The following is a 25,453-nucleotide window of genomic DNA, read 5'->3' on the forward strand; positions in this document are numbered from 1 at the left end:
CGTGTTCCGCTCGTTGTCCGGCCTCACCACCCGCGGCCGTTGCCTGCTCGCCGCCGGGATCGCCGCAGGAGTGTGCGCCGCCGTACTCAACGAGCGCGACCTGCTCCGGGTCGCGGTGTTCGTCCTCGCCCTCCCGCTGTGCGTGGTGCTGTTGGCCTCGGCCTCGCGCATGACCATCTCCGCGTCGCGCTCGCTGTTGACCGAGCGCATCCCGGTCGGGGGGCACGGCGAGGTGCAGCTCGAACTCTGGCGCACGGGGCGTATGCCCGCAGGTGAGGTGCTGCTGGAAGACGGCCTGCCGTACACGCTGGGGCCGAAGCCTCGCTTCGTCGTGGAGCGCCTCCCCCATCAGCGGCCCGTACCGTTGCGCTATCCCGTGCAGCCGACACTGCGTGGCGTGCACCGGATCGGTCCGCTGCGCGCCACGATCACCGATCCTTTCGGACTGTGTGAGTTCGAACGCGACCTCGTGACGCACTCCCGGCTGGTCGTGGTTCCGCGCGTGACCACGCTGTGGGGACTTCCCCGTGGTGCGGGGCTCGGTTCGGGCGAGGACAGCAGCATCCGCCTGCACGCGGGCCAGGGCGAGACGGACGTCGTCGTACGGCAGTACCGGCAGGGCGACGACCTGCGCAAGGTGCACTGGCGGTCGACCGCCCGGCGCGACGAGATGATGGTGCGCGTCGAGGAACGGCCGTGGCACGGCGGCACCACCGTGTTGCTCGACCACCGGGCTTCGGCCCACCGAGGTTCGGGTACGCACAGCAGCCTGGAGTGGGCTGTCGAGTTCACCGCCAGCGTGAGCCTGCACCTCAACAAGATGGGACAGCGCGTCCGACTCGTCAGCGAACACGGCAAGCTGCTCGCCGACGCACCCGAGCAGGCGGGCCCCGGGCACGCCGGTTCGGTGCTGGACTCGCTCGCCGCGACGCGTCCCGCGCACGAGCGGGACATCGTGCTCGGTTCCGACCCCGGCCAGGGCCAGGAGTTGATCGCGGTGCTGGGCACGGTGGGCACCGAGTCGGTCCACGAGCTGACGCGACACCGCCCCCGCGGCACCCGCAGCTACGCCGTGCTGCTCGACACCGCCGCGTGGGCGAGCGGCGACACCGCGACCGACGCCGACGTCACGGTCGGCGACACGGCCGCGCTCCTGCGCGCGGCGGGCTGGGGCGTCGTGGTGGCGAAGGCGGACCGCACGGTGTCGGACGTGTGGGCGGAGTTGTGCCACACACCGGCGCCCGGCGCGTCACTGATCGGGGGCAGCTCATGACGACCACGACCACACCGCCCCGGCATGCCCGGCGGGGACCGGGTTCGGACCGGAACGCACACCGGCCGCCCACGGCGAGCACACTGCTCGCGCCGACCGCGGCGATGTTCGCGACCATCAGCGCCGCCACGTCCCTCACCGGTGTCGTCCAGGGCGGCGTGTGGCTGGCCTTCGCCGCCGTGGCCGCGCTGCTCGTGGCGTTCACAGGGCTCGCGCTGCGCGCACTGCGAGTACCGACGCTGTTGGTCGGACTCGGCCAGCTGGTCGTCCTGCTGGTTCTGGTCACCGGGTCGTTCACTCGCAGCGGCATCCTGGCGATCATCCCCGGTCCCGCCGCCTTCGTCGAACTCGACGCCGTGCTGTCGGCCGCGTTCGAGTCCGTCAGGACCGGGGTGCCGCCGGTCGAGGACACCACTCCCATCCTGTGCCTCACCACGATCGCCGTCGGCCTCGTCGCGATCCTGGTGGACACGCTCGTCGTGGCCGCCGCCGCGCCGGCCGCGACGGGGCTGGTCCTGCTGTGCGTCTACGCCGTGCCCTCCGCACTGGCCGACGACCTGCTGCCGTGGTGGACGTTCGTGCTCGGCGCCACGGCGTTCGCCACACTGCTGGTCGTCGACGGCAGCCACCGGCACCGCAGGTGGCGGAACCGGCCCGCACAGGACGCGCGAGCGTCGGCCGCGTCGTTGTCGACACCGGTGGCCGTGGTGGCCGGTGCGCTCGCGGCCGGCCTCGTGGCGGGCACGACGGTCACCGCGATCGGCACCGAGGGAAGCCTTCCCGGCAGCGAAGGCGAACGGACCGTGCTCGGTGGACTGGGCGTCAACGCCTTCACCTCGCTGCGCGGCATGCTCGACCAGGGCGAGGACGTACCCCTGTTCCGTGTCACCGGCCTCGACGAACCCCGGCTCCTGCGCGCGTTCACACTCGACACCTACCGCCCGAACGAGGGTTGGGGGCTGCCCGAAGGGCCCATGCCCGCCGGGGTGCCCGCCGACGGCGAGTTGCCGTCCGCCCCCGGCGACGACGGAAGCGCACCCAGCCACCGAATCGGCATCGAACCGGTGCACTGGAACGACGTGTGGCTGCCCGTCTACGGAGCTCCCCGCGCGCTGGAGGGCCTGTCCGACGGCTGGTACTACGACCGCACGAGCGGGGCCGTGTTCCGTGAACGCAGGCAGAACCCCGCCCCCTACGCCGAGACCGCCGCGCTCGAGGAGCCGACCCGAGCCGAACTCCGCCGGGTCGAACCCGATCCCGACGAGATCGCCCCCACCTACACCCGGTTGGCACACATCGATCCGAGGGTGGCCGACCTCGCCGAGGAACTCACGGCGTCATCCGACACCACCTTCGACAAGGTGCAGGCGATCTGGGAGTACTTCGGCGTCGAGAACGGCTTCGTCTACGACACCCAGACCGCTCCGGTCTCGGACAGCGACGCCCTCGCCGACTTCGTGCTCCACGGCAAGCGTGGTTACTGCGAGCAGTTCGCCTCGGCGATGGCGGTGATGCTGCGCTCGCTCGACATCCCCTCCCGGGTCGCGATCGGATTCACCGGCGGGTACCGCGACGGCGACGTCCGCACGATCACCTCACGCGACGCCCACGCCTGGGTGGAGGTGTACTTCGGCGAACTCGGCTGGGTCGGTTTCGACCCGACGCCGCTGTCGGACGGCCGCGGTTACGTGCCGTCCTACCTCAGCGACGAGGGCAGCTCCGACAGCGCCCCTGCGAACGACGACGAGGTGCCGAGTACCCAGGCCGAGGAGCCGTCCGAGGCGGCGGAGCCCTCGCAGGAACAGGTGGAGCAGGACACCGGCGCGCAGCAGGCACAGCCGGGTCCGTTCTCCGGCTCGGGTGCCTGGTCGGGCGTGCTCGCCGCGGTCGCCGCCGCAGCGGCACTGGCGGCCACGGTCGCCGCGGTCGGGGTCGCCAGGAAACGGCGCGCCACGGGCGCCAAGGCGGCGAGCGAGTCGGCGGCGTGGCTCCCCCTCGCCGCCGTCGCCCTGGGAGCCGTCGCCGTGGCCCTGCTGGCGTGGTGGCTGCACTGGGCCGTGACGCTGGTGCTGCTGGTGAGTGCCGCGCTGCTGCTGGCGCCGTACTCCGTACGCCAGGCACAACGCCACCGCAGGCTCCAGGACGTGGAGCGGGGCGACGACGTGCACGCCGCCGACGCCGCGTGGCGGGAGCTGCGTCAGGAATGCATCGACCGGGGTCTCGACATCACCGACACCGACACCGTTCGGCTCGCCGCGCAGAAGATCGCCCGTGGGCAGCGGTTGGACGAGCAGGGCAAGAACCACCTTCGTGTGGTGGTCACCACGATGGAGCAGTCCTGGTACGGGTCAGGGCAGCACCAGCGCAACCGCGATACAGCCGGGTTCACCCAGGCGTTTCACGGCGTGCTCGACGCGCTCCACCGGTCGGCACCGCTGTCGTGGAGGGGCAGGTTCCTGCCCCGGTCCGTCCTGCGGAGTGCGCGCACGCGCATCTCACGCTGAGGGCACGGGCACGAAAATCCGCTGTTCGGGTTCACGGTCGAGTCGACTCGACCGTGAACCCGAACAGCGGAACAGACCTTTTCGGGTGACGCCGCTAGCGGTCCTCGAAGCGCCGGCGGAAACGATCCTCCATGCGCTGGGTGAAGCTGCTCTTGGCCGAGGAGCCGCTTCGGCCTCCGCCTCCTCGCTGGCGCTCGGAGTCATCGGCCTCAGCCGACGCTCCGAGTGCCGTCACAGCCATGAGCACACCACCGAACATCACCAGGAACCCGAGCACGCTCAGCCACGGGATCTCGGCGATGCGGAGGAACGACGCCTGCCCGGCAACGCCGAGCACGAGCATGGCGACGCCCACGACGAACAGGGCGGCACCCTGTAGGCGCCGGCGGCGCGTGGGCCGGCGTAGCTTTGTTCCGCGCACGGCAGAAGCGAACTTGGGGTCCTCGGCATAGAGCTCGCGCTCGATCTGGTCGAGCAGCCGCTGCTCATGCTCGGAGAGTGGCATCTTTCCTCCTCCGGCACAGCGTTGTCTGGCGACCCCTGGCGGGCGCCGGAACCGCGCATGGACGTCGACCCGGACTACCCCCGATCGGGGTGTCAATACCAGGATACGAGGCCCACGCGCGCACGACTACCCGATCTCCCCCCAACCGTCGCGCCATTTGCCACGAACGGCCCAGCGCGACCACCGTCAGCCCGCGTTTCAACTGATTACCACCCACGGTGGACACCCGTCGACTCGGTCGTCGGCGGTGGCGCTCACTGCACGTCACGCTTCAGAAGTGACGCGGGGCGCACCGCCGCGGCTCCGAACTTCGAACGGGCGATGTCGGCGGCCACCTCGGCGTCCCGCCACCGTGACACCGGCTGCGCGTCGTCCAGGCTGAGCTGCTCGGCCTCTCCCTCACCGGTGAGCCCCTCCACCCGCACTCCCAGCAACCTCACGGGCGCGGTCGCGCCCGCCTCGGCCAGCAGAGTGGCAGCCGTGGCGTGGATGGTCCTGGCCACGTCCGTGGCCCCCGGCAGGGTCCTGGCCCGCGTGATGGTGCGGAAGTCGGAGAACCGGATCTTGATCGACACCGTCCGGCCCCGCAGTCCCCGGCTGCGGAGTGTGGCCGCCACCTTCTCGGACAGGTCCAGCAACTGCCGCTGCTGCTCGCGGCGGTCGGACAGGTCGGTGTCGAACGTGCGCTCCGCCCCGAGGGACTTCTCCTCGGTCCGGGGGACGACGTCACGATCGTCGCGGCCGTGGGCCAACGCGTGCAGATGTTCGGCCGTGGCCGCGCCCACCCAGCGACGCAGCCGCTCGACCGGCGTGGCCGCGATGTCGGCGACCGTCGCCAGGCCGTGCCCCCGCAGTACCTCGGCGGTCCTCGGGCCCACCCCCCACAGGGCCGACACCGGCAACGGACGCAGGAACGACACCGTCTCCGCCACCGGCACCACCACCATGCCGTCGGGCTTGGCCATGCCGGAGGCCAGCTTCGCCACGAACTTGACCCCGGCCGCGCCCACGGAACACCGCACCCCGTGCTCCTCCTCCACCCTGGCCCGGATCCGTCTGCCGATCTCCCCCGGGGTGGCCCCCAGCCTGCGCAGCGCACCCCGCACGTCGAGGAACGCCTCGTCGAGGCTCAGCGGCTCCACCAGGGGCGTGTAGTCGCCGAAGATGGCCATGACACCTCGGGACACCTCGCTGTAGAGACCGCGCGTGGGGGGCAGGTACACGGCGTGCGGGCACAGCTTGCGCGCCGCCGCCACCGGCATGGCCGACGAGATCCCGAACCGCCGGGCCGGGTAGTTCGCCGACAGGACCACCGAGCGGGGCCCGGCCCCCGCGACCACCACGGGACGGTCGGCCAGCTCCGGCCGCGTGCGCAGCTCCACGGCCGCGAAGAACGCGTCCATGTCGACGTGCAGCACGTGACAGCCGGTGTCGTCGGGCCACGTCGAGTCGGTGACCCGGAACCGTTCGAATCCCTCGGGCAGCGCCGTGTTCCGTCCCATGACGAAAGGAGCCTACGGCGCGCCACCGACAGTTCTCGTGCCCGCCGAGCGCGTCAGGACGGTTTGCGGGCCAGCACGTGCAGCCGGGTGGCGATGTCGCGTAACGGCCTGGTCACCGCGGCCACGGCCTCGAACTCGGCGAGATCCTTCTCCCACGACATCGCCTCCCCCGAAGCGCCCTCCGGCGAGACGATCTCCGACACGACCCCGTCGCCCTGGACGTGCTCCACCGACAGCCCCGCCTCCTCGAGCAACGTGGTCAGGGAGTCGGCGTCGAACCGTCGCAGGACGGTCTCCGAATCACCACCGCGTACGCCGTCGGGCTCGGACAACAGCTCGCCGGCCTCCGCGAGCCTGCCCGTCAACGCCCGGTGCAGGACCGCCGCGTAACGGTTCGCCGCCAGCACGGACACCGCGCCGCCGCCCGCCGTGGCCTCGACGATCGCCGCCACGGTGCGCCGGGGGTCGTCGACGACCTCCAGGAGCGAGTGCGCGAGCACGAGGTCGGCCGATCCGACTCGGACGTGCTCCGCGAGAGCGTCCGAATCGTCGGCGACCACCGTGATGCGGTCGGACACGCCGTCCTCGGCCGCGCGTCGCTCCAGTGTCGCGAGCGCGTTGAGGTTCGGTTCCACGACCGTGACCCGGCAACCCGCCGCCGCGAACGGTACCGCCCACACACCGCTGCCGCCGCCGACGTCCACCACCACAGGCTCCTCGGCTCCCCGGGCCCGGGCGGCGCGCAACTCGGCCTCCAGCACCTTCCGCACCGCTGCCGACCCGTGACCGGCCGAAGTCTCCGCTCGCATGGCTCCCAAGAGTAGTTGGAACACCTCGCACGTTCTCACGGTGACCATCCCCGGCTACGCTCGCAGACGTGCACACGGTCGCCGTACTGAGCCTCAAGGGAGGCGTCGGCAAGACTACGGTCGCGCTCGGTGTCGCCTCGGCTGCGCTCCGCAGGGGAACCCGAACGCTGGTGGCGGATCTGGACCCGCAGGGCAACGCCACGGCGACGCTCGACCCGCCGCTCACCGACGCCACGCTCGCCGACGTGCTCGAGGCACCCCGGCTCGGCGTGCTGACGAAAGCGATCGCGGCCAGCGGGTGGAGCGACGACGTCGACGTCCTCGTCGGTTCGGAGGAACTGGAACTGCTCAACGAACCCGGTCCGACGGCCCACCGCATGGACAGCCTGGCGCGAGCGCTCGACGAGCTGCGCCGTTACCCGCAGGGCCGGCCCTACGAGCTCGCGATCCTCGACTGCCCGCCGTCCCTGGGCAGACTCACGCGTTCGGCGCTCATCGCCGCCGACAGTGCGCTGCTGGTCACCGAACCCACCATGTACGCGGTGGCCGGTGCGCAGCGCGCGCTGGAGGCCATCGACAGCGTCCGCGCCCAGCACAACCCGAGGCTGCGCCCAGCGGGTGTCGTGGTCAACCGGCTGCGCAGCCGCTCGTACGAGCACGAGTACCGCGTCCAGGAGCTGCGGGAGTCGTTCGGCAGCCTCGTGATGCCGACCGCGATCCCGGACCGGCTGGTCGTCCAGCAGGCCCAGGGAGCCTGCACGCCCATCCACGAGTGGAACTCGCCGGCGGCTGCCGAGATCTCCCTGACGTTCAACATGGTGCTGGCGAAGATCCTGCGTTCCAACCGCGCCGGCCGGCACCGCCTGAGCGCCGAGGAACCCGATGCCGCGCCTCGTCGCGGCGGCGCACCTCCCGGGCTGCCCATGGGACGCCCGTACGCCCAACACGAGACGGGGTGACGCGTGCCCGAGGGTGACACCGTCTTCCTGACCGGCGAACGGCTCCGCCGGGCCCTGGTCGGACGCACCCTCACACGCACGGACTTCCGGCATCCGAGGCTCGCGACACTCGATCTGACCGGGCTCGACGTGGTGGCCGTCCGCACGGTGGGCAAACACCTGTTCCTACGCTTCTCCGACGGCACCAGCCTGCACAGCCACCTCAGGATGGACGGCTCGTGGCGGGTGTTCCGGCCGGGACAACGCTGGTCCCTGCCCAGTCACCACGCGCGCGTCGTCCTCGACAACCGCGACGGTGAGGTCGTCGGCTTCCGCGTCCACGACCTCGCCGTCGTGCCCACCGAACAGGAGTCGCGGTTCGTGGCCCACCTCGGCCCCGACCTGCTCGATCCGGCCTGGGGAGCGGGTCACGCGGCCGTCGCGGCCGAGGCACTGCGCCGGAGACCGGACGCCGAGATCGGCGAGGCGCTGCTGGACCAACGTGTGATGGCCGGCATCGGCAACGTCTACAAGACCGAGATCTGTTTTCTCCTCGGGGTCTCACCGTGGACACCCGTGGCCGAGGTGGACGCGGACCGCGCGGTGGAACTGGCCCACCGGCTGCTGACGGCCAACGCGCGTCGCACGCGACGCAACACCACCGGCATGGACACGCCAGGACGCCACAGCTGGGTGTACGAACGCACCCGCCAGGGCTGCCTGCGATGCGGCGGGGAGGTCCGCGTCGCGTCGCAGGGGGAGGGAACGCAGGCACGCCCGACGTGGTACTGCCCGCGCTGCCAACCGGGTCCCGCGCCGTCGTGACCCCAGCCACCGGAAAATCCGTTGCCGCACCTCACCCTCCTCGCCTAGCGTGGCGGTACACGAGAAAGGAGGTGGTCCAGCGGTGAATATCCACAGGACTCGTGAGGTGGCTGTCCACTGACAGCACGCACGGGCCACCCAGTCGACGTGTGTGTCTGCCGGTGAATACCAGGCAGTCACCGGCCCCCAGTGCTCCCGGGAACCGGTCCGTCCCGGGCCCGACCGGCTGACGACGGTCGGGAGTCGCACTGGGGGCTTCTCATTTCGAGCACCGCCCATCCGGCACCGGCCACTCATGGCAGATACTGGGTGCCGTGCTCTTCGACAGGATCGTCCGGCCCGCTCTCTACCGCCTCCACCGGCACGACGCCGAAGCCGTGCACGAACGCACGGTGCGCGTGCTCGCCAGGGTGGGCGCGTCCGGTCCCGTCACCTCGGCGCTACGCCGGTACTACCGGGTCGACGACCCGTGCACCGTGTTCGGCATCCGGTTCCCGAACCGGCTCGGCCTGGCCGCGGGCATGGACAAGAACGGCCTCGCACTGAACGCCTGGTCCGCGCTCGGCTTCGGATTCGTCGAGGTCGGCACGGTGACCCGCCACGCGCAGCCGGGGAACCCCAAACCCAGACTGTTCACGCTCGACGCCAGCGACGCCGTGCTCAACCGGATGGGCTTCAACAACGCCGGTGCCACGGCCCTCGCGCGGAGGCTCGCCGCGGGTGGCACCCCCGACGTGCCACTCGGCATCAGCATCGGCAAGTCCAAGGTCACCCCGGTCGAGGACGCGATCTCCGACTACCGGGAGTCGCTCGTCACTCTGTACCCGTACGCCGACTACGTGGCGATCAACGTCAGTTCCCCCAACACCCCGGGGTTACGCACGCTGCAGGACCGCGGTGCGCTGACCGAGTTGCTGACCGAACTGTCCCGCACCTCCCGCGACCTCGCGGCGGCAAGCGGGCGCGGCCCGGTCCCGCTGCTCGTGAAGGTGGCTCCCGACCTGTCGTTCGACGCCCTCGCCGAACTCCTCGGCGTGTGCCTCGAACACGACGTCTCCGGTCTGATCGCCACCAACACCACCCTCTCCCGGGACGGCCTCGCTCCGGCGGACACGCGCTTCGCCGCAGAGCAGGGCGGCCTGTCAGGGCGCCCGCTCGCCGCGCGCTCGGTGGAGGTCGTTCGCTTCGTCCACGACCAGGTGGGCGGCTCGCTGCCGATCATCGGGGTGGGCGGTATCGGCAGTCCCGACGACGCACTCCGGATGCTCGACGCGGGCGCGAGCCTGCTGCAGCTCTACAGCGCGTTCGCACTGCACGGCCCCGCCGTGGTGAAGCGGATCAACTCCCGGCTCTCACGACGGCAGGCCGCACGGCGCTGAGGTGGCGCAGGTACGCGCGCCAGCACTCCCACGCGGTGAGGTCGGTCCCGTGTTCGGCCACGGCCGGATCACACAGGATCGCGGGCGCGGTCGTACCGTCCGCCAGCTCCACCGTGCCCAGGCGCATCGGCGCGGGCAGGCCGGCGACGAACTCCCCGAGCGCCGCAGGCGAGAGCAGCCATTCCTCGCCGAGCAGCGGCCCGCCCTCCGCCGGGACGTTCGTGGGCACGACACCCGCCTCGGGCGGGTCCTCCTCGAACAGCACCAGGCGGTAGTGGCGTGACGTGGTCGCGAAACCCGTGAAACGCGCTCCGACCCGTTCCAGCTCGGCCGCGCGTGGCTGGCCCCGCAGGAAGGAGCCGAAGGCGATCAGCCGCACCCCCACGTCCGGGTAGGGCGAGGGGGCCTGTGAACCGGTGAGAAGTCCCGCGAGGTCGAGCACGATCTGGTCGTCGAACGGCTTCGTCAGCAGGCCCACGCCGCCTCCGTCGCGCACGGGTAGCAACACGGCGGCCGTGTCCAGACGCGTCACCAGGCGAGTGAGCGAACACAACCCCGTGCCCTGGGGCAGCAGCAGCGCATCGTGGTCTCGCAGCGCGAAAGCGACGCGTCTCCGGCACAGACCGTCCCCGCCACCGAAGTCGACCTCGTCCGTCACCGCCCCCGCGACACGCAACGTCTCCGCCGTCGCGGCGAGCCGAGCCGCCTCCGCGGGAGGTAAACCGGCGAGGAACGCGCGGTCGGGTACCGCGACGTGCGGATGCTCACCTGCGCTCAGGCGCACCGACTCGGGCCAGTGCCTGCTGAACGCCGCGGCACCCGCCCAGGGGTCCGGCCCCGTGACCGCGGCGGCGACCTGCTGCGCCACGGCCGCGTCCCGCGCCAGCACCGTGGTGATCCCCGCACCACTCGCGGGCAGGAGCCCACGGGTGGGCACGAACCCGACCACACCGCGACAGGCGGCGGGCGGCTCGGTCACCAGCAGGGCGTCGAGCTTGCTGAGTGTCTCCAACCGCACTTCGGTGCCGGGTGAAGGCGCCCCCGGCACCGTGTGCCCGGCGACCACCGCACCCGCCTGCATGAGCCTGCCCACGACGACCGGCTGGTCCGGCGCGGCGACGAGGACACCCACCAACGGCATGCGCTGCCCTGCCCGAACCCGCTCGTCCACGGCCTTCGCGTCCACGAGGACGTCCTCCCTGCACCGCAACCGCACGGGCGGTGCGGGGCCGAGCCCTCGCGAGAGCGCGTCGAACACCGAGAGCGCGCGCTGCACGGCCTGGCTCGTGGTGACGGGAGGAAGCGGGACCGTGTCGTCGTCGAACAGGAACAGGTTCACGCCGCTGTCCTTTCCTGACAGAGTCTGGCGCGTAGTACCTACCCGGCTCGGCAGTCGGTCAACCGGACCGCACTCCAGCACCCGTCCTCACGACGACAGTTCACGCAATGCCGAAGCCAACCCCGCCAGGCGGTCGGTGGCGTCGGTGAGCGCCTCCTTGGCCTGCGGCACTCCGCCACTGGAGGCGGCCACCGCTCGGCCCGCGGCGGCGACGAGGGAGCCGTACTCCTCCACGCCGTCGTCGAGCTGGGCTCGTAGACCCGTGACAGCGGCGTCCAGCGCCGGCCGTTCACCCTCAGGGGCGGAAGCCCTCGCCCGCTCCACCGACTCGATCCGCGTGGCCAGCGCTCGCAGCGCGGCGGCGGCCTCCGCCGCGGTGGACCGGCTCTGCTCCACCTCCAGGGAGGGCACCGGCGCCGTGCCGTGCGCACCCGCCGCGGACAACTGCGCCAGCAGCTCTGCCAGCGAGGCCTCGCTGCGCGCGAGCCGCTCCATCGGCTCTCTGGCCACCGACCCCTTGGGCGGCAGCGCGGGTGGCCGAGGAGACGACGGCACCGTCGTCTTGCTCAGCCGGTAGAGGCGTACCCCGGAACGGGTACCGAGGACACCGAAGACCACCGTCCCGACCAACCCGCTGAACGCCCCCTGCCAGCCGTCGATCCCACCGGTGAGGCCCGCGTAACCGACGAGCGCGTACAGAACGGACAGCAGCGCCAGCACGACCCACAGCGTGAGGGCCCGCGACGTACGCCGCTTCCGGCGTTCGTGCTTGGCCGCAGGGTCGTTCCAGCGAACCCACTTGTCACGAACCTCGGCGACGACGGGCGGGACGACAGCGGGCACCGGCCGCGACTCCGCCCCGGCGGGACCGGCCGTCGAGCCGGACGGCCCATCGGTCTTGGTGCTGTCGGTGTACGCCCGCACCGCCCGCTGTGCGCGCTGAGCGTAATCGGGCAGACGCTGCAAGTGCTTGTCGAGCTTCGCGAAGCGCTCGTTCCGTCCGCCCGCCACGGTCACCCCCGCACGAATACCGCTCTTCTCACGCCTGGTTCTTCTGCCGCTCGGCCTCGACCCTGGCCTGGATCTCCCGCTGAACGTCCGAGGACGTCGACGAGGACGACGCACCGCTGCTCGTGGATTCGCCACTCGTCACCTGCGCGACCGACTCGCCCTTCATGGAAGCCCTGATCTGCTCCAGGCGGTTGTGACCCGCAAGCTGCGTGGTGGAGTGCTGAACCTCCAGCATCCGGCCCTGCACGGAGTTCTGCGCCAGTTCGGCCGAACCCAGGGCCGTGGTGTAACGCTTCTCGATCTTGTCGCGGATCTCGTCCAGCGACGGCGTGTTGCCCGGCGCGGCCAGCTCCGTCATCTGGGTCAGGGAGGCCGACACCTGCTCCTGCATCTTCGCCTGCTCCAGCTGCGACAGCAGCTTGGTGCGCTCGGCCAGCTTCTGCTGCAGCATGCTGGCGTTGCGCTCCACGGCCTGCTTGGCCTGCTCGGCCGCCTGCAACGCCTGGTCGTGCAGCGTCTTCAGGTCCTCGATGGCCTGCTCGGCCGTGACGAGCTGCGCGGCGAAGCCCTCCGCGGCGGTCTCGAACTCCTGAGCCTTCTTCTCGTCGCCCTTCGCCCTGGCCTCGTCGGCGAGCGTCAGCGCCTGGCGGGTGGAGGCCTGCAGCTTCTCGACCTCACCGAGCTGCCGGTTGAGCTTCATCTCGAGCTGCCGCTGGTTTCCGATCACCGAGGCGGCCTGCTGGGACAGGGCCTGGTGGTTCCGCTGCGCCTCCTCGATGGCCTGCTGGATCTGCACCTTGGGATCGGCGTGCTCATCGACCTTGGATGAGAACGCCGCCATCAGGTACTTCCAGAACTTCACGAAAGGGTTGGCCATCTCCTCCGCCTGCTTTCTCGCGTCCCACAGTTGCCGACCGGTACCGTACCTGCCCGGCAAACGTCAACGCCGCACTCGCGGCGCGCTTCCCGAACACGTGATCCCGTATGTGGGTTCCATCGTGTCAGGTCGGACGTCGCCGTTCCAGACGACCCCGGAGAATTCAGGGATCGCCCTGACCCCGTGGCCTCACGCGGCCAGCACCGCCTTCGACTTCGGGGCGCGGATGGTGGTCCGGAGTGTCGGCGACAGCCGGAAGTCCGCGAGGTCGTCGCCCCTGCGGCCAGCGGCAAGACGACCGCCCTCGAAGCCGCGTTCGCCTGCCTTCACCCGGTCCTCGCCCGGCGTGTCCTTGTCTCCCTCGGCGCCGCTCACGGCCGCGAACTCGTCCGGCCGGGGCTCGACGGCCGCATCGACCCGGTCGAGTGCCGAGACGTCCGCGGCGACGTTACGCAGCAGCTCGCTCAGAGGGAGTTCCAGTGCCTCGCAGATCGAGGCGAGCAGCTCGCTGGACGCCTCCTTCTGCCCTCGTTCGACCTCGGACAGGTACCCAAGGCTCACCCTGGCGGCGCGGGAGATGTCGCGCAGCGTCCGGCGCTTGGTGGTGCGGGCATGACGGAGCCGATCACCGATCGCCTCACGCAACAGCACGGTCATCACGCGCCTCCCTTCCCATGTGTCCACGTTACCGAGACCGGGGGACGAAACGCAGGTGCACAACGCGAACGTCCGCCCACAGCGAACGCTTCCGTCACCGAAGATGTTCCCGGAGCAACCGGAGGGCGTCCTCCACCGAGCCCGTTCGCACCCTCTCCCGGTCGCCCGCCAGGTTCACGGTCCGCACCTCACCGATACCGGGTCCGGCCAGACCGACGTACACGGTTCCGGGTCCGACACCGTCCTGGGAATCGGGCCCGGCCACTCCCGTGAGGCCGAGCCCCCAGTCGGCGCCGCAACGGCGCCGGACGCCCTCGGCCAGTTGCGCGGCGACCTCCGGGTGCACGGCGCCGTGCTCGGCCAGCAGCCGGTCGTCCACGCCGGCCAGGGTGTGTTTGAGGTCGGTGGCATAGACCACCAGGCCACCGCGGAGCACCGCACTCGCACCGGGTACCCGCGTGATCGTCGCGCACACGAGCCCGGCCGTGAGTGACTCGGCCACAGCCACGGTCTGCCGCCGCCGCGTCAGCTCGGCCACGAGCCACACCGCCTGCTCGGCCACGCTGTCCCCGAGGCCCGGCGAACTCACTCCAGCTCCACGCGCCCCTGACGGGCGATCGTCCTCAGCCGTACCGCCCTGACGAGGTAGTCCACCCCCGTGCCGACCGTGAGGACGACGGCCAGGCCCAGCAGGCCCCACTCGACGGGCTCGGCCTGGACCGGCAGCGGCAGCAGCACCACGCCGATGGCCGCCACCTGCGCCAGGGTCTTGGCCTTGCCCCCCTTGCTCGCGGGGATGACCCCGTGCCGGATGACCCAGAAGCGCAACGCCGTCACGGCGATCTCCCTGCCGAGGATCACGGCGGTGATCCACCACGGCAGCTCACCGAGCACGCTCAGGCCCAGCAGCGCGGCCCCGATCAGGGCCTTGTCGGCAATCGGATCGACGATCTTGCCGAAATCGGTCACCAGGCCGTAGCGCCTGGCCACCCAGCCGTCGAGGCGGTCGGTCACGGCCGCCAGGGCGAACACGGCCGTGGCGACGTAACGCCAGGGCGAGACGTCGAGCCCCTCGGACCCATCGGGCACGTCCCCCGCGAACAGCGCCACGACGAACACCGGCACCAGCACCAGGCGCAACATGGTGAGCATGTTGGCCACGTTCAGCGTGGGAACGGTCGCGCTCGTCCGGCCGACGTCGTCGGCCATGCCCGTCCTGTCGGCCTTGTCGGTGCTCACGTCGCGGAATCCGCAGCGCCGACCGGGCGAACCACCAGGTCGACGCCCGCACTGTCCACGACCTCGCAGCGGACCAGCTCACCGACCTCGTACTCGGCGTCGGTGAGCACCACGCACTCGCCGTCCACCTCGGGTGCCTGGTGCGCCGCCCTTCCGACGATCTCCTCCTCCACCGACTCCACGAGCACGTCGACCACCGAACCGACGCGGTCCTCGGCGCGCTGCGCGGTGAGTTCCTCGACCAGCGCGGACACCCGGCCGACCCGTTCGGCGATCTCGGAGCTGTCCAGTTTGCCGTCGAACGTCTCCGCTTCGGTGCCGTCCTCGTCGGAGTACCCGAAAACGCCGACCGCGTCGAGTCGCGCCTCGGTGAGGAACCGTTCGAGTTCGGCGACGTCCTGCTCGGTCTCCCCGGGGAAACCGACGATCACGTTGGTGCGGATGCCCGCCTCGGGCGCGTAGGACCTGATCTGCTCGATCAGGGCCAAGAACGAATCCGTGGAGCCGAACCGCCGCATCCGCCGCAGCACGGCCTCGCTGGAATGCTGGAAGGACAGGTCGAAGTAGTCGGCGACACCCGGTGTGGTGGCGATGACCCGCACCAGGTCCGGCCTGGTCTCCGCGGGCTGGAGGTACGAGACACGCACCCGGGCGATGCCGTCGATCTCCGCCAGCCTGGGCAGCAGCCGCTCGAGTGCCCGCGTGCCCCCGAGGTCGCGGCCCAGGTCCTTGCCGTAGGACGTGGAGTTCTCGCTCACGAGGAACAGCTCCCGCGCACCCTGCGTGGCGAGCCACTCCGCCTCGGCCACCAGCTCGTCGGGGTGCCGTGAGACGAACGAACCCCGGAACGACGGGATCGCGCAGAACGAGCAGCGGCGGTCGCAACCCGACGCGATCTTGAGTGGAGCGACCGGGGAGTCGTCGAGCCGGGCCCGCAGCACGCGGGGACCCCAGCCCGCGTGACCGGGCACGGTCACGTCCTCGGCCGCGGCCTGCCGCTCGACGGGAGTGATCGGCAGCAGTGTCCTGCGGTCGGTCGGCTTGTGCGACTCGACCCGCCTGCCCTCGGCGATGTCGGCGAGCCGGTCGGCGAGGTGCGGGTAGTGGTCGAAGCCGAGTACCGCGTCGGCCTCCGGCAGGTTCTCCGCCAGCTCCTGCCCGTAGCGCTCGGCCATGCACCCCACGGCGACGACCTTGGCTCCGGTGTCGGACGCCGCGAGCAGCGTGTCGACCGAATCCTTCTTCGCCTGCTCGACGAAACCGCACGTGTTCACCACGACGACGTCGCTGGCGGTGGGGTCGTCACTGAGCTCCCAGCCGCCTTCGACGAGCCGACCTGCGAGTTCCTCGGAGTCGACCTCGTTGCGGGCACACCCGAGCGTCAACAGGGAGACCCGGCGGTGGGGCGAGGATTCAGCGCTAGACACCTGTTCAGGGTAACGGGCCCTCGGGCACGTCCGAGCACACCCTGGTCACGGCCGATCGCCGTAAGCGCTAGCGTCTATGCCTGTGCAAGCACCCCTGATCCGGCGCGCCCGCATCGCCGACGTGCGCACCATCAAGACACTGGTCGACCTCGACGCGGGCCGGGTGCTTCTGGAGAAGGACCTGATCACGCTCTACGAGGACGTGCAGGAGTTCTGGGTGGCCGAGCTGGACGGCCGCGTCGTGGGCTGCGGTGCGCTGCACGTCATGTGGGAGGACCTCGCCGAGATCCGCACGGTGGTCGTGGACAGGTCCGCGCGTGGCCGCGGCATCGGCCACGCACTGGTGAAGCGGCTCATAGACCTCGCGGGCGAACTCGGGCTCGCGCGGCTGTTCGTACTCACCTTCGAGACCGGGTTCTTCGCCCGGCACGGGTTCACCGAGATCACGGGCACACCCGTTCCCAGGGAGGTCTACGAGGAGATGCGGCGGTCGGCCGACACCGGTGTCGCCGAGTTCCTCGACCTCCCGTTCGCGAAGCCGAACACGCTGGGCAACACACGCATGCTGCTGCATCTGGACCAGCGCACCGACACCCGGGACGCTCAGCGCCCCTGAAGCAACGTGCCCACCCTGGAGAGGCGGGACAGCCAGCGGGCTGCGGTGACCGGATCGGTGGGCGCGTAGGCGTCCACCAGCACCGGATCCGGCTCCGGTTTGGTGGCCGGCACCGAGACGAACCCGTCGACCTGCCGCAACCCCGTGGACGGGGGCACCACGTCACCGTCCAACAGCGACAACGTGCCGAGTCCGCAGGCGAACGGCAGCTCGGGCAGGGCCGCCGCCAACGCCACCTCGGCAGCGAGTCCGACGCTCGTCTCGAGCGCCGACGACACGACGCACGGCAGCCCGCACGCCTCCGCCACCCGCAGCGCGCGGTGCACACCCCCCAGCGGCAGGCACTTCAACACGGCCACGTCGGCCGCCTCGGCCACGGCCACGCGCAGCGGGTCGTCCGCCCTCCGAATGGACTCGTCGGCGGCGATGCGAACATCCACCCGGCGCCGCACCTGCGCGAGTTCGGCCACCGTGCGACACGGTTGCTCGACGTACTCGAGCCCACCCGCCGAACGGTCGAGTACGCGGATGTGGCGCACGGCGGTCTCGACGTCCCACGCCGCGTTGGCGTCCACGCGGATCGCACCGTCCGGCCCCAGCGCCGAGCGCACGGCCTCGACCCTGGCCTGGTCCTCCCCCAGCGACCCGGCCCGGTCGGCGACCTTCACCTTCGCCGTGTGGCACCCCGACCTCGCGACGATCTCGTGGGCCGCGTCGGGACCGACGGCGGGCACCGTGCAGTTCACCGGAACGCGGTCGCGCACCGGTGCGGGCCAGTGTCCCGTGCACTGCTCGACGGCCGCCGCGAGCCAGGGCACCGAACCGGCGTCGGTGTAGTCGTCGAACGGGCAGAACTCGCCCCACCCCGTGGGCCCGCGCAGCAGCATTCCCTCCCGCACGGTGATGCCCCGGAACCGCGTCCGCATGCCGATGGCGTAGACGCGGACGGACTCGACGGCGGCCAAGGGATCGTGAGCGGAACCGGCCGTGGACACAGTCGTCACTCCTCCGGCGGCGGGTCGTCACCGCGGATCATCGCGAGCACACCGGGCAGGTCGTCCGGTTTCACCAACACCTCGCGCGCCTTCGAGCCCTCGGAGGGGCCCACCACCCCCCGGGTCTCCAGCAGGTCCATCAACCTGCCCGCCTTCGCGAAACCCACCCGCAGCTTGCGCTGCAACATCGACGTCGAACCGAACTGCGAGCTCACCACCAGCTCGGCCGCTTGGAGCAGCACGTCGAGGTCGTCACCGATGTCGGGGTCGATGTCCTTCCTCTCGCCCGCCTTGGCCGCCGTGACGCCCTCGGTGTAGTCCGGCTCCGCCTGCTCCTTGGTGGCCGCCACGACGGCGGTGATCTCCTCGTCGCTGACGAACGCGCCCTGCACGCGGACGGGCTTGCCCGCGCCCATCGGCAGGTACAGCGCGTCGCCCATGCCGATCAGCTTCTCCGCACCGGGCTGGTCGAGGATGACACGCGAGTCGGTGAGCGACGAGGTCGCGAACGCCAGCCGCGACGGCACGTTGGTCTTGATGAGGCCCGTGACCACGTCCACGGACGGGCGTTGGGTGGCCAGCACGAGATGGATACCGGCCGCCCTGGCCTTCTGCGTGATCCGCACGATGGCGTCCTCGACGTCCCTCGGGGCGGTCATCATCAGGTCGGCCAGCTCGTCGACGATCGCCATGATGTACGGGTACGGCCGGTAGACCCGCTCGCTGCCGGGCGGCGCGGTGATCTCCCCGGACCGCACCTTGCGGTTGAAGTCGTCGATGTGCCGCACCCGGTTGGCCTGCATGTCCTGGTAGCGCTGCTCCATCTCCTCCACGAGCCAGGCGAGCGCCGCTGCGGCCTTCTTCGGCTGCGTGATGATGGGCGTGATCAGGTGCGGGACACCTTCGTACGGTGTCAGCTCGACCATCTTCGGGTCGATGAGGATCATGCGGCACTCGTCGGGGGTCGCCCTGGTGAGCAGGGAGACCAGCATCGAGTTGACGAAGCTCGACTTACCCGAGCCCGTGGAGCCCGCCACGAGCAGGTGCGGCATCTTCGTGAGGTTGGCGGTGACGAAGTCGCCCTCGATGTCCTTGCCGAGACCGATGACCATCGGATGGTCGTCGTCCGCCGCCGCGGGCGACCGCAGGACGTCGCCGAGCCGCACCATCTCGCGGTCGGTGTTGGGCACCTCGATGCCCACGGCCGACTTGCCGGGGATCGGGGCGAGCAGGCGCACGTTCTCGGTGGCCACCGCGTAGGCGATGTTCTTGGTCAACGCGGTGATCTTCTCGACTTTCACGCCGGGTCCGAGCTCCACCTCGTACCGGGTGACCGTGGGACCGCGGGTGAAACCCGTGACCTGCGCGTCGATCTTGAACTGCTCGAGCACGCCGGTGATCGCGTCGATCATCGCGTCGTTGGCACGGCTGTGCGCCTTCGGCGCGGCTCCGAGGGTGAGCAGCTCCAGTGACGGAAGGTCGTAGTCGCCCTCGACGGTCCGGGTGACCGACAACGCGGGTTCCCGCCGTCGCGGCGCCTTCGCCGCGGCCTTCGTGCGGGCAGGTGCGGGTTTGCGGTCGGGTTCGGTGGCCGATGGCTCGCCCGGCGCGGCGAAGTCGAGTGTGGCCTGCTCGGCCTGTTCCTCGCCTGCCTCCGCCGCCCTTCGCTTCCGCGCCGGCCTGCGCAGGCGGGCGGTGGCGGGGTCGGTGTCGGTCACGGCGTCGGGTTCTGCGGAGACCTCACCGTCGGCTCCGGCGGTCCCGCTCCGCGACGCCCGCCGACGGGACGGGGGGTCGTCCTCGTCCGCCGTCTCGTCCGCCGTGTCCCCGGCCCACTCCCGCAACCGCTGGGGGACGCGGCGGATGGGGGTTCCCGCGCACACCAGCACGCCGTAGACCAGCACGAGCACCAGCAGCGGCACGGCCACCCACCCGGTGACACCCCGCGCGAGCGGATCACCGGAGAGCCACCCGATCCAGCCGCCCGCGTACATCTGCCGGGCGTGTTCCTGCGGCCTGCCGCTGACGAGGTGCAGCAGGCCGAGCAGGGCGAGCCCCACGAGCACGGTGCCGACCACCATACGCGGACGGGTCTCGGGACGCGGCTGCGAGCGCATGAGCACCACGGCCGCCATCAGCAGGGCCACCGGCAGGGCCACGGCGGCGGCGCCGATGACGCTGCGCGTGCCGACGGCGATGCCCTCGCCGACCGGTCCCGCGGCCTCCCACCCCACACCGACGGCCGCGACCAGAGCGAGGGCGATGAGGCCGAGCGCCAGGCCGTCCCTGCGATGCTCCGGATCGAGTTCACGGGTACGCCCGACCGCCCTGGTCAGACCACCGACTCCGCGGGCCAGCAGGGTCCACGTGCCGCGCAGCGTCCTGCCGAGAGCACCACCCGACGAGCGCTTCGCCCGCTTCACCGGTGGTTTGCGAGCCGCGGACGTGCGGCCGCCGGACTTCGCGGCCGACGAACGCGCCGGGCTCTTCGACGACGAGGTCCTCGCCTTCGCCGAGCGTTGCGATCCTCGCCCCGCGCCAGTCCGCGCGGTGCCTCGCCCCCTTGTCGTCGAGCCGCTCGCCATGCCCCTACGGTAGCCGCTGCGCCTCGTTCGTCCCGTGCGCCACACTGGTCACCGGTGATATTGATCGACGTCACGCCTGCCCCGTGCCGCACCCACCGGCTCACGTGACATGCTTCCGCTCATGGTGGCGCTTCAACACGGCCGAGGGTCATCCGAGCGGGGGAAGGCTCCCCTGGTGTGGCGGACGATGCTCGCGCTCGACCACGGGCTCGTCAACCTGGCGGGACGGCTGCGGATCAGCGGATGCGTTCCCCGCTCGCTGCGCGGGAAGCCCCTGCTCATGGCGGCGAACCACATCGGTGTGTTCGATGCGTTCGTTCTGATGGCCGCGTGCCGGCGGCTCGGGCTGGCGCCCCGGTTCATGCTCGCGGGCGGGTTGCTGGACGCGCCGCTGGTGGGCCCCGCACTGCGGGCGAGCGGACACCTCCGGGTCGACCGCGGCTCGGCCTCCGCGGTGACGCAGTTCGCCCAGGCCGCCGAGGCCCTGCGCACGAGCACGGGTCCGATCATCGTCTACCCGGAGGGACGCATCAGCCACGACCCCGGACTATGGCCGGAGCGCGGTAAGACGGGTGCCGCCCGGCTGGCTCTGTCGGCGGGAGTCCCGGTGCTTCCCATCAGTCAGTGGGGGGCGCACGAGGCCGTGTACTGGGGCACCGAGACGGTGACCGGGCCGGCCGACATCCTTCCGCTGGCCCGCTCCGGACTCACCTCGCCGCTGCGGCGGCCCACGTTTCGCGTGCACTTCGGGGAACCGGTGGATCTCTCGCCGTTCCAGGCGGGACGCCCGGGTGACGCCGTCAAGGCGCACGCGGCGATCATGCGGGCGATCACCGACGGCCTCGTGCCCCTGCGCGCGGACGAACCCGACGTTCCGAGGTTCTTCGACCCCACCAGGCCGACCGACGGAAGCAGCCCCTGGCGGCCGGGAGCGCGCTCGTGAACCGATCCGGTACGACCGACGCCACGGCGACCACCGCCACGCCGGTGCGCAACCGGACGCGTGGCATCGTGCTGCTGGTCCTGGCGTCACTGTGTTTCGGCAGCTCCGGCGCGCTGGGCAAACCCGCGATGACAGCGGGCCTCTCCCCGGAACAGGTCGCCGCGGCCCGCATCGGCATCGCCGCCGTGGTGCTGCTCGTCGGCGTCGGGCTCACGCGGCCCGGACTGCTGCGGGTGAAGCGCGGGCAGTGGCGGGTGTTGCTGGGCTACGGACTGCTCGGCGTGGCCGGCGTACAGCTCTTCTACTTCCTGTCCGCCGCGCGTGTTCCGGTGGGCATCGCGATCCTGCTGGAGTTCACCTCGCCCGTGCTCGTCGCGCTGTGGGTGCGTTTCGTGCGCCGGGTGCGGCTGCCGTGGCCGATGTGGGCCGGCATCGGCCTGGCACTGCTGGGCCTCGCGATGGTCGCGCGCGTCCACGAGGGGCTCACCCTCGACGCGGTGGGACTCGCGGCGGGTGTCGCGGCCGCCGTGTGCTCGGCCTCGTACTTCCTGCTCGGTGAACACGGCGTGGCCAGCCACCACCCGCTCGGGATGGTCACATGGGGCATGGTGGTGGGTGCCGTCGCCGTGTGTGTCGTCGCGCCGCCGTGGAACCTGCCCGCCTCGACGCTGCTGGCTCCCGCCGAACTCGGTCCGTGGCGCCCACCGGTGTGGTCGCTGCTCGTGGCCGTCGCCGTGTTGTCGACGGTCCTGGCGTACCTGGCGGGCATCACGGCGCTGCGCCACCTGCCCGCTTCCACGGCGAGCGTGCTCGCCCTGATCGAACCGCTGGTGGCCACCACCATGGCGTGGGTCCTGCTGGACGAGGCCCTCGGGTGGGTGCAGCTACTGGGCGCACTCGTGTTGCTCGGCGGCGCGCTCCTCGTGCAACTGACGGCACCCTCGGCGCAGGGCGGCCCCACCGGGACCGCGGAGCCGCTTCCGAGCGGAGCCCCCTGATCGGCGCACACGATTTTGGTGACGAATCGGGCACCGGGGAACCGACGGCGACCGAATCCCTTCCAACCGGGTGACACTCGCGCGACACTGCCGGCGACACCGCCTGCTCCGTCACGCGGTGTCTCCCGAAAGAAGCCGACACATCAGGGGGATGGGATGAGCCGTCCGACTCGTGCCGAGCAGCGCCGAGCCCGAAGGGCCCTGCTCACGCAGGGCGTCACGGTCCTGCTGGCTCTGGTGGTGGTCAGCATCACCACCAGATGGCGTCCCGAACGACCCGCCGGAACCAAGCGGTGAGGCCGACTCCTCACACGGGAATGACTGTCGGCACGATCATCGGCCTGCGCCGGTAGGTCTCGGCGACCCACCGGCCGACCACCCGTCGCACGGCCTGGGCGATCTGGTGGGTGTCGGTGATGCCCTCGGCCTCGGTGCGCGACAGCTCCATCTCCACGAGCCGGCTCACCTCGTCGAGGGCCTTCGGATCGTCGGAGAACCCGCGGCCCGACAGCGTCGGCGAGCTCACGGCGCGCCCGGTGGTCGAGTCGACGGCCACGGTGATGGCGATGAACCCGCCCTCACCCAGAACGAGCCGGTCGGACAACGTGGACTCGCCCACGTCGCCCACCGACAGCCCGTCGACGTACACCATGCCGACCTCGACCCGGCCCGTGATCGACGCCTTGCCGTCGACCAGGTCCACCACCACGCCGTCCTCGGCGAGCACGACGTTCTCCTCGGAGACCCCGGTGCGCACGGCCAGTGCCGCGTTCGCCCGCAGGTGCCGCCACTCACCGTGGACGGGCATGACGTTGCTGGGACGGATGGCGTTGTAGAGGAAGAGCAACTCCCCCGCCGACGCGTGTCCGGACACGTGCACCTTCGCGTTGCCCTGGTGCACGACGTCGGCGCCGAGGCGCACGAGGCCGTTGATCACGCCGAACACGGCGGTCTCGTTGCCTGGAATCAGTGAACTCGCGAGCACGACCGTGTCACCCGCACGGATCGAGATCTGCTTGTGCTCGCCCCTGGCCATCCGGGACAGCGCCGACAGCGGTTCGCCCTGCGAACCCGTGGAGACGAACAGCACCTTCGTCTCGGGCAGGTTCACCGCCTCGTCGAGGTCGATGAGCAGGCCCTGCGGGATGGTCAGCAGCCCGAGCTCGGCCGCGATGGTCATGTTGCGCACCATCGACCGGCCGACGAACGCTACTCGCCGTCCGTGCTTGTGGGCCGCGTCGAGTACCTGCTGCACCCGGTGCACGTGGCTCGCGAAGCACGCCACGATGACCCGCTGCCGCACCCGCGCGATCACGTCGTCGAGCACGGGGCCGATGTCGCGCTCCGGCATGACGAAGCCCGGCACCTCGGCGTTGGTCGAATCGATGCACAGCAGGTCGACACCCTCGTCGCCGAGCCGGGAGAAGCCCGCCAGATCGGTGAGCCTGCCGTCGAGCGGGAGCTGGTCGAGCTTGATGTCACCGGTGTGCAACACGACCCCGGCCGGAGTGCGCAACGCGACCGCGAGCGCGTCGGGGATCGAGTGGTTGACCGCGAAGAACTCGAGCTCGAACGGCCCGGCCGTGTGACGTTGTCCCTCGGCCACCTCGAACAGCACCGGGCGCTGGCGGTGTTCCTTGCACTTGGCCGACAGCAGCGCGAGCGTGAACCGCGACCCGTACACCGGCAGGTCGGGCCGCATACGCAGAAGGAACGGCACGGCGCCGATGTGGTCCTCGTGGCCGTGCGTCAGCACGATGGCCTCGATGTCGTCGAGCCGTTCCTCGACGGCGCGGAAGTCGGGCAGGATCAGGTCGACGCCCGGCTGGGCGTCCTCGGGGAACAGGACACCGCAGTCGACGACCAGCAGCCTGCCGTCGTACTCGAAGACGGTCATGTTGCGACCGACCTCGCCGATGCCGCCGAGGGCGACGACGCGAAGCCCGCCCTCGGGAAGGGGCGGCGGCAGGTGCGAAGGTCCGGGTCCGCTCAGCTGAACACTCACCGTTGAATGGTCCCAACGCTCGTGTGTGTGGTGGGGGTGACGTAGGCCGCCGCCGAATCCGCCTGCGCGACGCGCGAGCCCGCCCAGTCACCGGCGGGCGATGTCTCCAGCGGCACCCCGGCCTGGGTGAGGTCGTCGGCGATGGCCCGCACCAGCTCCTCCGGTGCGGAGACCATGGGCAGCCGGGGCTCACCCACGTCCATGCCGCGCAACCGCAGCGCCGTCTTGGCGAACACGACACCGCCGACACGCGAGAACGCCCGGTACACCGGGATCATGCCGCGGTGGTTGGTCCGCGCGGTGGAGGTGTCGCCGTCCTCGTAGGCGTCGATCATCGCGCGGATGCGGCCCGCCACGACGTGCCCGATGACGCTGACCACGCCGGTGGCGCCCACGGACAGCCACGGCAGGTTGAGCCCGTCGTCGCCGGAGTAGTAGGCGAGGTGCGTGTTGGCGATGACCTCGCTGCCCGCCAGCAGGTCGCCCTTGGCGTCCTTGACGGCGAGGACGCGCGGGTGCTCGGCGAGCCTGCGCAGGGTGTCGACCTCGATCGGCACGATCGACCGCGGCGGGATGTCGTACAGCATCACCGGTAGCTCGGTGGCGTCCGCGACGGTGGTGAAGTGCGCGTACAGGCCCGCCTGGGTGGGCCGGGAGTAGTACGGGGTCACGACGAGCAGGCCGTGCGCTCCCGACTTCTCGGCCTGCTTGGCCATCTCCACGCTGTGCGTCGTGTTGTTCGTGCCCGCCCCGGCGACGACCGTGGCGCGGTCACCGACCGCCTCTACGACCGCCCGCACCAGATCGGCCTTCTCCGCGTCCGTCGTCGTGGGACTCTCGCCCGTGGTGCCGTTGACCACCAGCCCGTCGTTTCCCAGTTCCACCAGATGGACGGCGAGCTCCTGCGCCCGCTTCAGGTCCACCGCGCCCTCGGCGGTGAACGGCGTGACCATGGCGGTGAGCACCCGGCCGAACGGACGTCCCGGCGCGGCCGTGGGTGGGGTGGGCGGTGCGATCGACATGGAA

23 protein-coding genes are annotated in these 25,453 nt (G+C 71.2%); 9 read left to right on the forward strand and 14 right to left on the reverse strand.

Translation table 11 applies throughout. The features are described from left to right. Position 1 precedes the first annotated feature (1 nt). Positions 2-1,273, forward strand: coding sequence for a DUF58 domain-containing protein (locus SACCYDRAFT_RS16320; protein ID WP_005457794.1), 1,272 nt, complete (start codon positions 2-4; stop codon positions 1,271-1,273). Beyond that, a complete protein-coding gene (locus SACCYDRAFT_RS16325; RefSeq protein ID WP_005457795.1) occupies positions 1,270-3,777 on the forward strand; it encodes a transglutaminase family protein in 2,508 nt (835 codons plus the stop codon). Before SACCYDRAFT_RS16320 ends, SACCYDRAFT_RS16325 begins: the two co-directional genes overlap by 4 nt. A gap of 94 nt (positions 3,778-3,871) precedes the next feature. On the opposite strand, the gene SACCYDRAFT_RS16330 is transcribed toward SACCYDRAFT_RS16325, so the two are convergent. From SACCYDRAFT_RS16330 to SACCYDRAFT_RS16340, 3 genes are all read right to left on the reverse strand, one after another. Further along, positions 3,872-4,282, reverse strand: a complete 411-nt coding sequence (locus SACCYDRAFT_RS16330) for a DUF3040 domain-containing protein (protein ID WP_005457796.1) — start codon at positions 4,280-4,282, stop codon at positions 3,872-3,874. A 254-nt stretch (positions 4,283-4,536) separates the two neighbouring features. Beyond that, positions 4,537-5,784 carry a DNA polymerase IV gene (gene dinB, locus SACCYDRAFT_RS16335; protein ID WP_005457797.1) on the reverse strand — a complete coding sequence of 416 codons (1,248 nt, stop codon included), beginning with the start codon at positions 5,782-5,784 and terminating at the stop codon, positions 4,537-4,539. Positions 5,785-5,837: 53 nt separating this feature from the next. Further along, positions 5,838-6,593: a methyltransferase domain-containing protein gene (locus SACCYDRAFT_RS16340; protein ID WP_198284934.1), complete on the reverse strand. Its 756-nt coding sequence runs from the start codon at positions 6,591-6,593 to the stop codon at positions 5,838-5,840. A gap of 68 nt (positions 6,594-6,661) precedes the next feature. Here SACCYDRAFT_RS16340 and SACCYDRAFT_RS16345 point away from each other — a divergent pair, with 68 nt between their 5' ends. From SACCYDRAFT_RS16345 to SACCYDRAFT_RS16355, 3 genes are all read left to right on the forward strand, one after another. After that, a complete protein-coding gene (locus tag SACCYDRAFT_RS16345) occupies positions 6,662-7,552 on the forward strand; it encodes a ParA family protein (protein WP_005457799.1) in 891 nt (296 codons plus the stop codon). Between the two features lie 3 nt (positions 7,553-7,555). Continuing rightward, positions 7,556-8,356 (forward strand): Fpg/Nei family DNA glycosylase, encoded by an 801-nt coding sequence (locus tag SACCYDRAFT_RS16350; protein ID WP_005457800.1) that lies wholly within the window; start codon positions 7,556-7,558, stop codon positions 8,354-8,356. A 314-nt stretch (positions 8,357-8,670) separates the two neighbouring features. Continuing rightward, positions 8,671-9,735: a quinone-dependent dihydroorotate dehydrogenase gene (locus SACCYDRAFT_RS16355; protein WP_005457801.1), complete on the forward strand. Its 1,065-nt coding sequence runs from the start codon at positions 8,671-8,673 to the stop codon at positions 9,733-9,735. On the opposite strand, the gene SACCYDRAFT_RS16360 is transcribed toward SACCYDRAFT_RS16355, so the two are convergent. The 7 genes from SACCYDRAFT_RS16360 to rimO form a co-directional block, all read right to left on the reverse strand. After that, positions 9,695-11,074 (reverse strand): allophanate hydrolase-related protein, encoded by a 1,380-nt coding sequence (locus tag SACCYDRAFT_RS16360; protein WP_005457802.1) that lies wholly within the window; start codon positions 11,072-11,074, stop codon positions 9,695-9,697. The two genes, SACCYDRAFT_RS16355 and SACCYDRAFT_RS16360, sit on opposite strands and share 41 nt — an antisense overlap. 87 nt (positions 11,075-11,161) lie before the next feature. After that, positions 11,162-12,085: a phage shock envelope stress response protein PspM gene (gene pspM, locus SACCYDRAFT_RS16365; RefSeq protein ID WP_005457806.1), complete on the reverse strand. Its 924-nt coding sequence runs from the start codon at positions 12,083-12,085 to the stop codon at positions 11,162-11,164. A 28-nt stretch (positions 12,086-12,113) separates the two neighbouring features. Continuing rightward, on the reverse strand, positions 12,114-12,962 hold the full coding sequence (locus SACCYDRAFT_RS16370) for a PspA/IM30 family protein (protein ID WP_005457807.1): 849 nt from the start codon (positions 12,960-12,962) through the stop codon (positions 12,114-12,116). 189 nt (positions 12,963-13,151) lie between these two features. Further along, positions 13,152-13,619 (reverse strand): helix-turn-helix domain-containing protein, encoded by a 468-nt coding sequence (locus SACCYDRAFT_RS16375; protein ID WP_005457808.1) that lies wholly within the window; start codon positions 13,617-13,619, stop codon positions 13,152-13,154. A gap of 94 nt (positions 13,620-13,713) precedes the next feature. Further along, complete coding sequence (locus SACCYDRAFT_RS16380; RefSeq protein ID WP_005457809.1) at positions 13,714-14,208, reverse strand: CinA family protein; 495 nt, start codon at positions 14,206-14,208, stop codon at positions 13,714-13,716. Further along, positions 14,205-14,828 carry a CDP-diacylglycerol--glycerol-3-phosphate 3-phosphatidyltransferase gene (gene pgsA, locus SACCYDRAFT_RS16385; protein WP_005457810.1) on the reverse strand — a complete coding sequence of 208 codons (624 nt, stop codon included), beginning with the start codon at positions 14,826-14,828 and terminating at the stop codon, positions 14,205-14,207. The genes SACCYDRAFT_RS16380 and pgsA overlap by 4 nt, the downstream gene beginning before the upstream one ends. 26 nt (positions 14,829-14,854) lie before the next feature. Next, entirely contained in the window at positions 14,855-16,285 is a 1,431-nt protein-coding gene (rimO, locus tag SACCYDRAFT_RS16390; RefSeq protein WP_005457811.1) for a 30S ribosomal protein S12 methylthiotransferase RimO, read from the reverse strand. Positions 16,286-16,361: 76 nt separating this feature from the next. Here rimO and SACCYDRAFT_RS16395 point away from each other — a divergent pair, with 76 nt between their 5' ends. Beyond that, complete coding sequence (locus SACCYDRAFT_RS16395) at positions 16,362-16,901, forward strand: amino-acid N-acetyltransferase (protein ID WP_005457812.1); 540 nt, start codon at positions 16,362-16,364, stop codon at positions 16,899-16,901. Here the strand turns inward: SACCYDRAFT_RS16395 and SACCYDRAFT_RS16400 are convergent. Continuing rightward, complete coding sequence (locus tag SACCYDRAFT_RS16400; RefSeq protein ID WP_005457813.1) at positions 16,889-17,896, reverse strand: o-succinylbenzoate synthase; 1,008 nt, start codon at positions 17,894-17,896, stop codon at positions 16,889-16,891. The genes SACCYDRAFT_RS16395 and SACCYDRAFT_RS16400 overlap by 13 nt on opposite strands. Positions 17,897-17,901: 5 nt before the next feature. Further along, entirely contained in the window at positions 17,902-20,481 is a 2,580-nt protein-coding gene (locus tag SACCYDRAFT_RS16405) for a DNA translocase FtsK (RefSeq protein ID WP_052309124.1), read from the reverse strand. Between the two features lie 109 nt (positions 20,482-20,590). On the opposite strand from SACCYDRAFT_RS16405, the gene SACCYDRAFT_RS16415 reads away from it, so the two are divergent. The 3 genes from SACCYDRAFT_RS16415 (at position 20,591) to SACCYDRAFT_RS26655 (ending at position 22,719) form a co-directional block, all read left to right on the forward strand. Beyond that, positions 20,591-21,424, forward strand: a complete 834-nt coding sequence (locus tag SACCYDRAFT_RS16415; protein ID WP_043536573.1) for a lysophospholipid acyltransferase family protein — start codon at positions 20,591-20,593, stop codon at positions 21,422-21,424. Further along, positions 21,421-22,422, forward strand: coding sequence for an EamA family transporter (locus SACCYDRAFT_RS16420; RefSeq protein ID WP_005457816.1), 1,002 nt, complete (start codon positions 21,421-21,423; stop codon positions 22,420-22,422). Before SACCYDRAFT_RS16415 ends, SACCYDRAFT_RS16420 begins: the two co-directional genes overlap by 4 nt. Positions 22,423-22,578: 156 nt before the next feature. After that, positions 22,579-22,719, forward strand: coding sequence for a hypothetical protein (locus SACCYDRAFT_RS26655; RefSeq protein WP_005457818.1), 141 nt, complete (start codon positions 22,579-22,581; stop codon positions 22,717-22,719). A gap of 10 nt (positions 22,720-22,729) precedes the next feature. Here SACCYDRAFT_RS26655 and SACCYDRAFT_RS16425 read toward each other — a convergent pair whose 3' ends face one another. Then, entirely contained in the window at positions 22,730-24,427 is a 1,698-nt protein-coding gene (locus SACCYDRAFT_RS16425) for a ribonuclease J (protein ID WP_005457819.1), read from the reverse strand. Next, complete coding sequence (dapA, locus tag SACCYDRAFT_RS16430; protein WP_005457821.1) at positions 24,424-25,449, reverse strand: 4-hydroxy-tetrahydrodipicolinate synthase; 1,026 nt, start codon at positions 25,447-25,449, stop codon at positions 24,424-24,426. Before dapA ends, SACCYDRAFT_RS16425 begins: the two co-directional genes overlap by 4 nt. Between the last annotated feature and the right edge of the window lie 4 nt (positions 25,450-25,453).

The sequence above is a fragment of the Saccharomonospora cyanea NA-134 genome (assembly GCF_000244975.1).
Taxonomy (GTDB): Bacteria; Actinomycetota; Actinomycetes; order Mycobacteriales; family Pseudonocardiaceae; genus Saccharomonospora; species Saccharomonospora cyanea.

Bases quoted from the DNA above. Each gene is read 5' to 3' on its own strand.
- SACCYDRAFT_RS16340 (WP_198284934.1), bottom strand. From the start codon at position 6,593: ATGCGAGCGGAGACTTCGGCCGGTCACGGGTCGGCAGCGGTGCGGAAG.
- SACCYDRAFT_RS16395 (WP_005457812.1), top strand. From the start codon at position 16,362: ATGCCTGTGCAAGCACCCCTGATCCGGCGCGCCCGCATCGCCGACGTG.
- dapA (WP_005457821.1), bottom strand. From the start codon at position 25,449: ATGTCGATCGCACCGCCCACCCCACCCACGGCCGCGCCGGGACGTCCG.
- SACCYDRAFT_RS16325 (WP_005457795.1), top strand. From the start codon at position 1,270: ATGACGACCACGACCACACCGCCCCGGCATGCCCGGCGGGGACCGGGT.
- dinB (WP_005457797.1), bottom strand. From the start codon at position 5,784: ATGGGACGGAACACGGCGCTGCCCGAGGGATTCGAACGGTTCCGGGTC.
- pgsA (WP_005457810.1), bottom strand. From the start codon at position 14,828: ATGGCCGACGACGTCGGCCGGACGAGCGCGACCGTTCCCACGCTGAAC.
- SACCYDRAFT_RS16330 (WP_005457796.1), bottom strand. From the start codon at position 4,282: ATGCCACTCTCCGAGCATGAGCAGCGGCTGCTCGACCAGATCGAGCGC.
- SACCYDRAFT_RS16415 (WP_043536573.1), top strand. From the start codon at position 20,591: ATGCTTCCGCTCATGGTGGCGCTTCAACACGGCCGAGGGTCATCCGAG.
- SACCYDRAFT_RS26655 (WP_005457818.1), top strand. From the start codon at position 22,579: ATGAGCCGTCCGACTCGTGCCGAGCAGCGCCGAGCCCGAAGGGCCCTG.
- SACCYDRAFT_RS16405 (WP_052309124.1), bottom strand. From the start codon at position 20,481: ATGGCGAGCGGCTCGACGACAAGGGGGCGAGGCACCGCGCGGACTGGC.
- SACCYDRAFT_RS16375 (WP_005457808.1), bottom strand. From the start codon at position 13,619: ATGACCGTGCTGTTGCGTGAGGCGATCGGTGATCGGCTCCGTCATGCC.
- SACCYDRAFT_RS16370 (WP_005457807.1), bottom strand. From the start codon at position 12,962: ATGGCCAACCCTTTCGTGAAGTTCTGGAAGTACCTGATGGCGGCGTTC.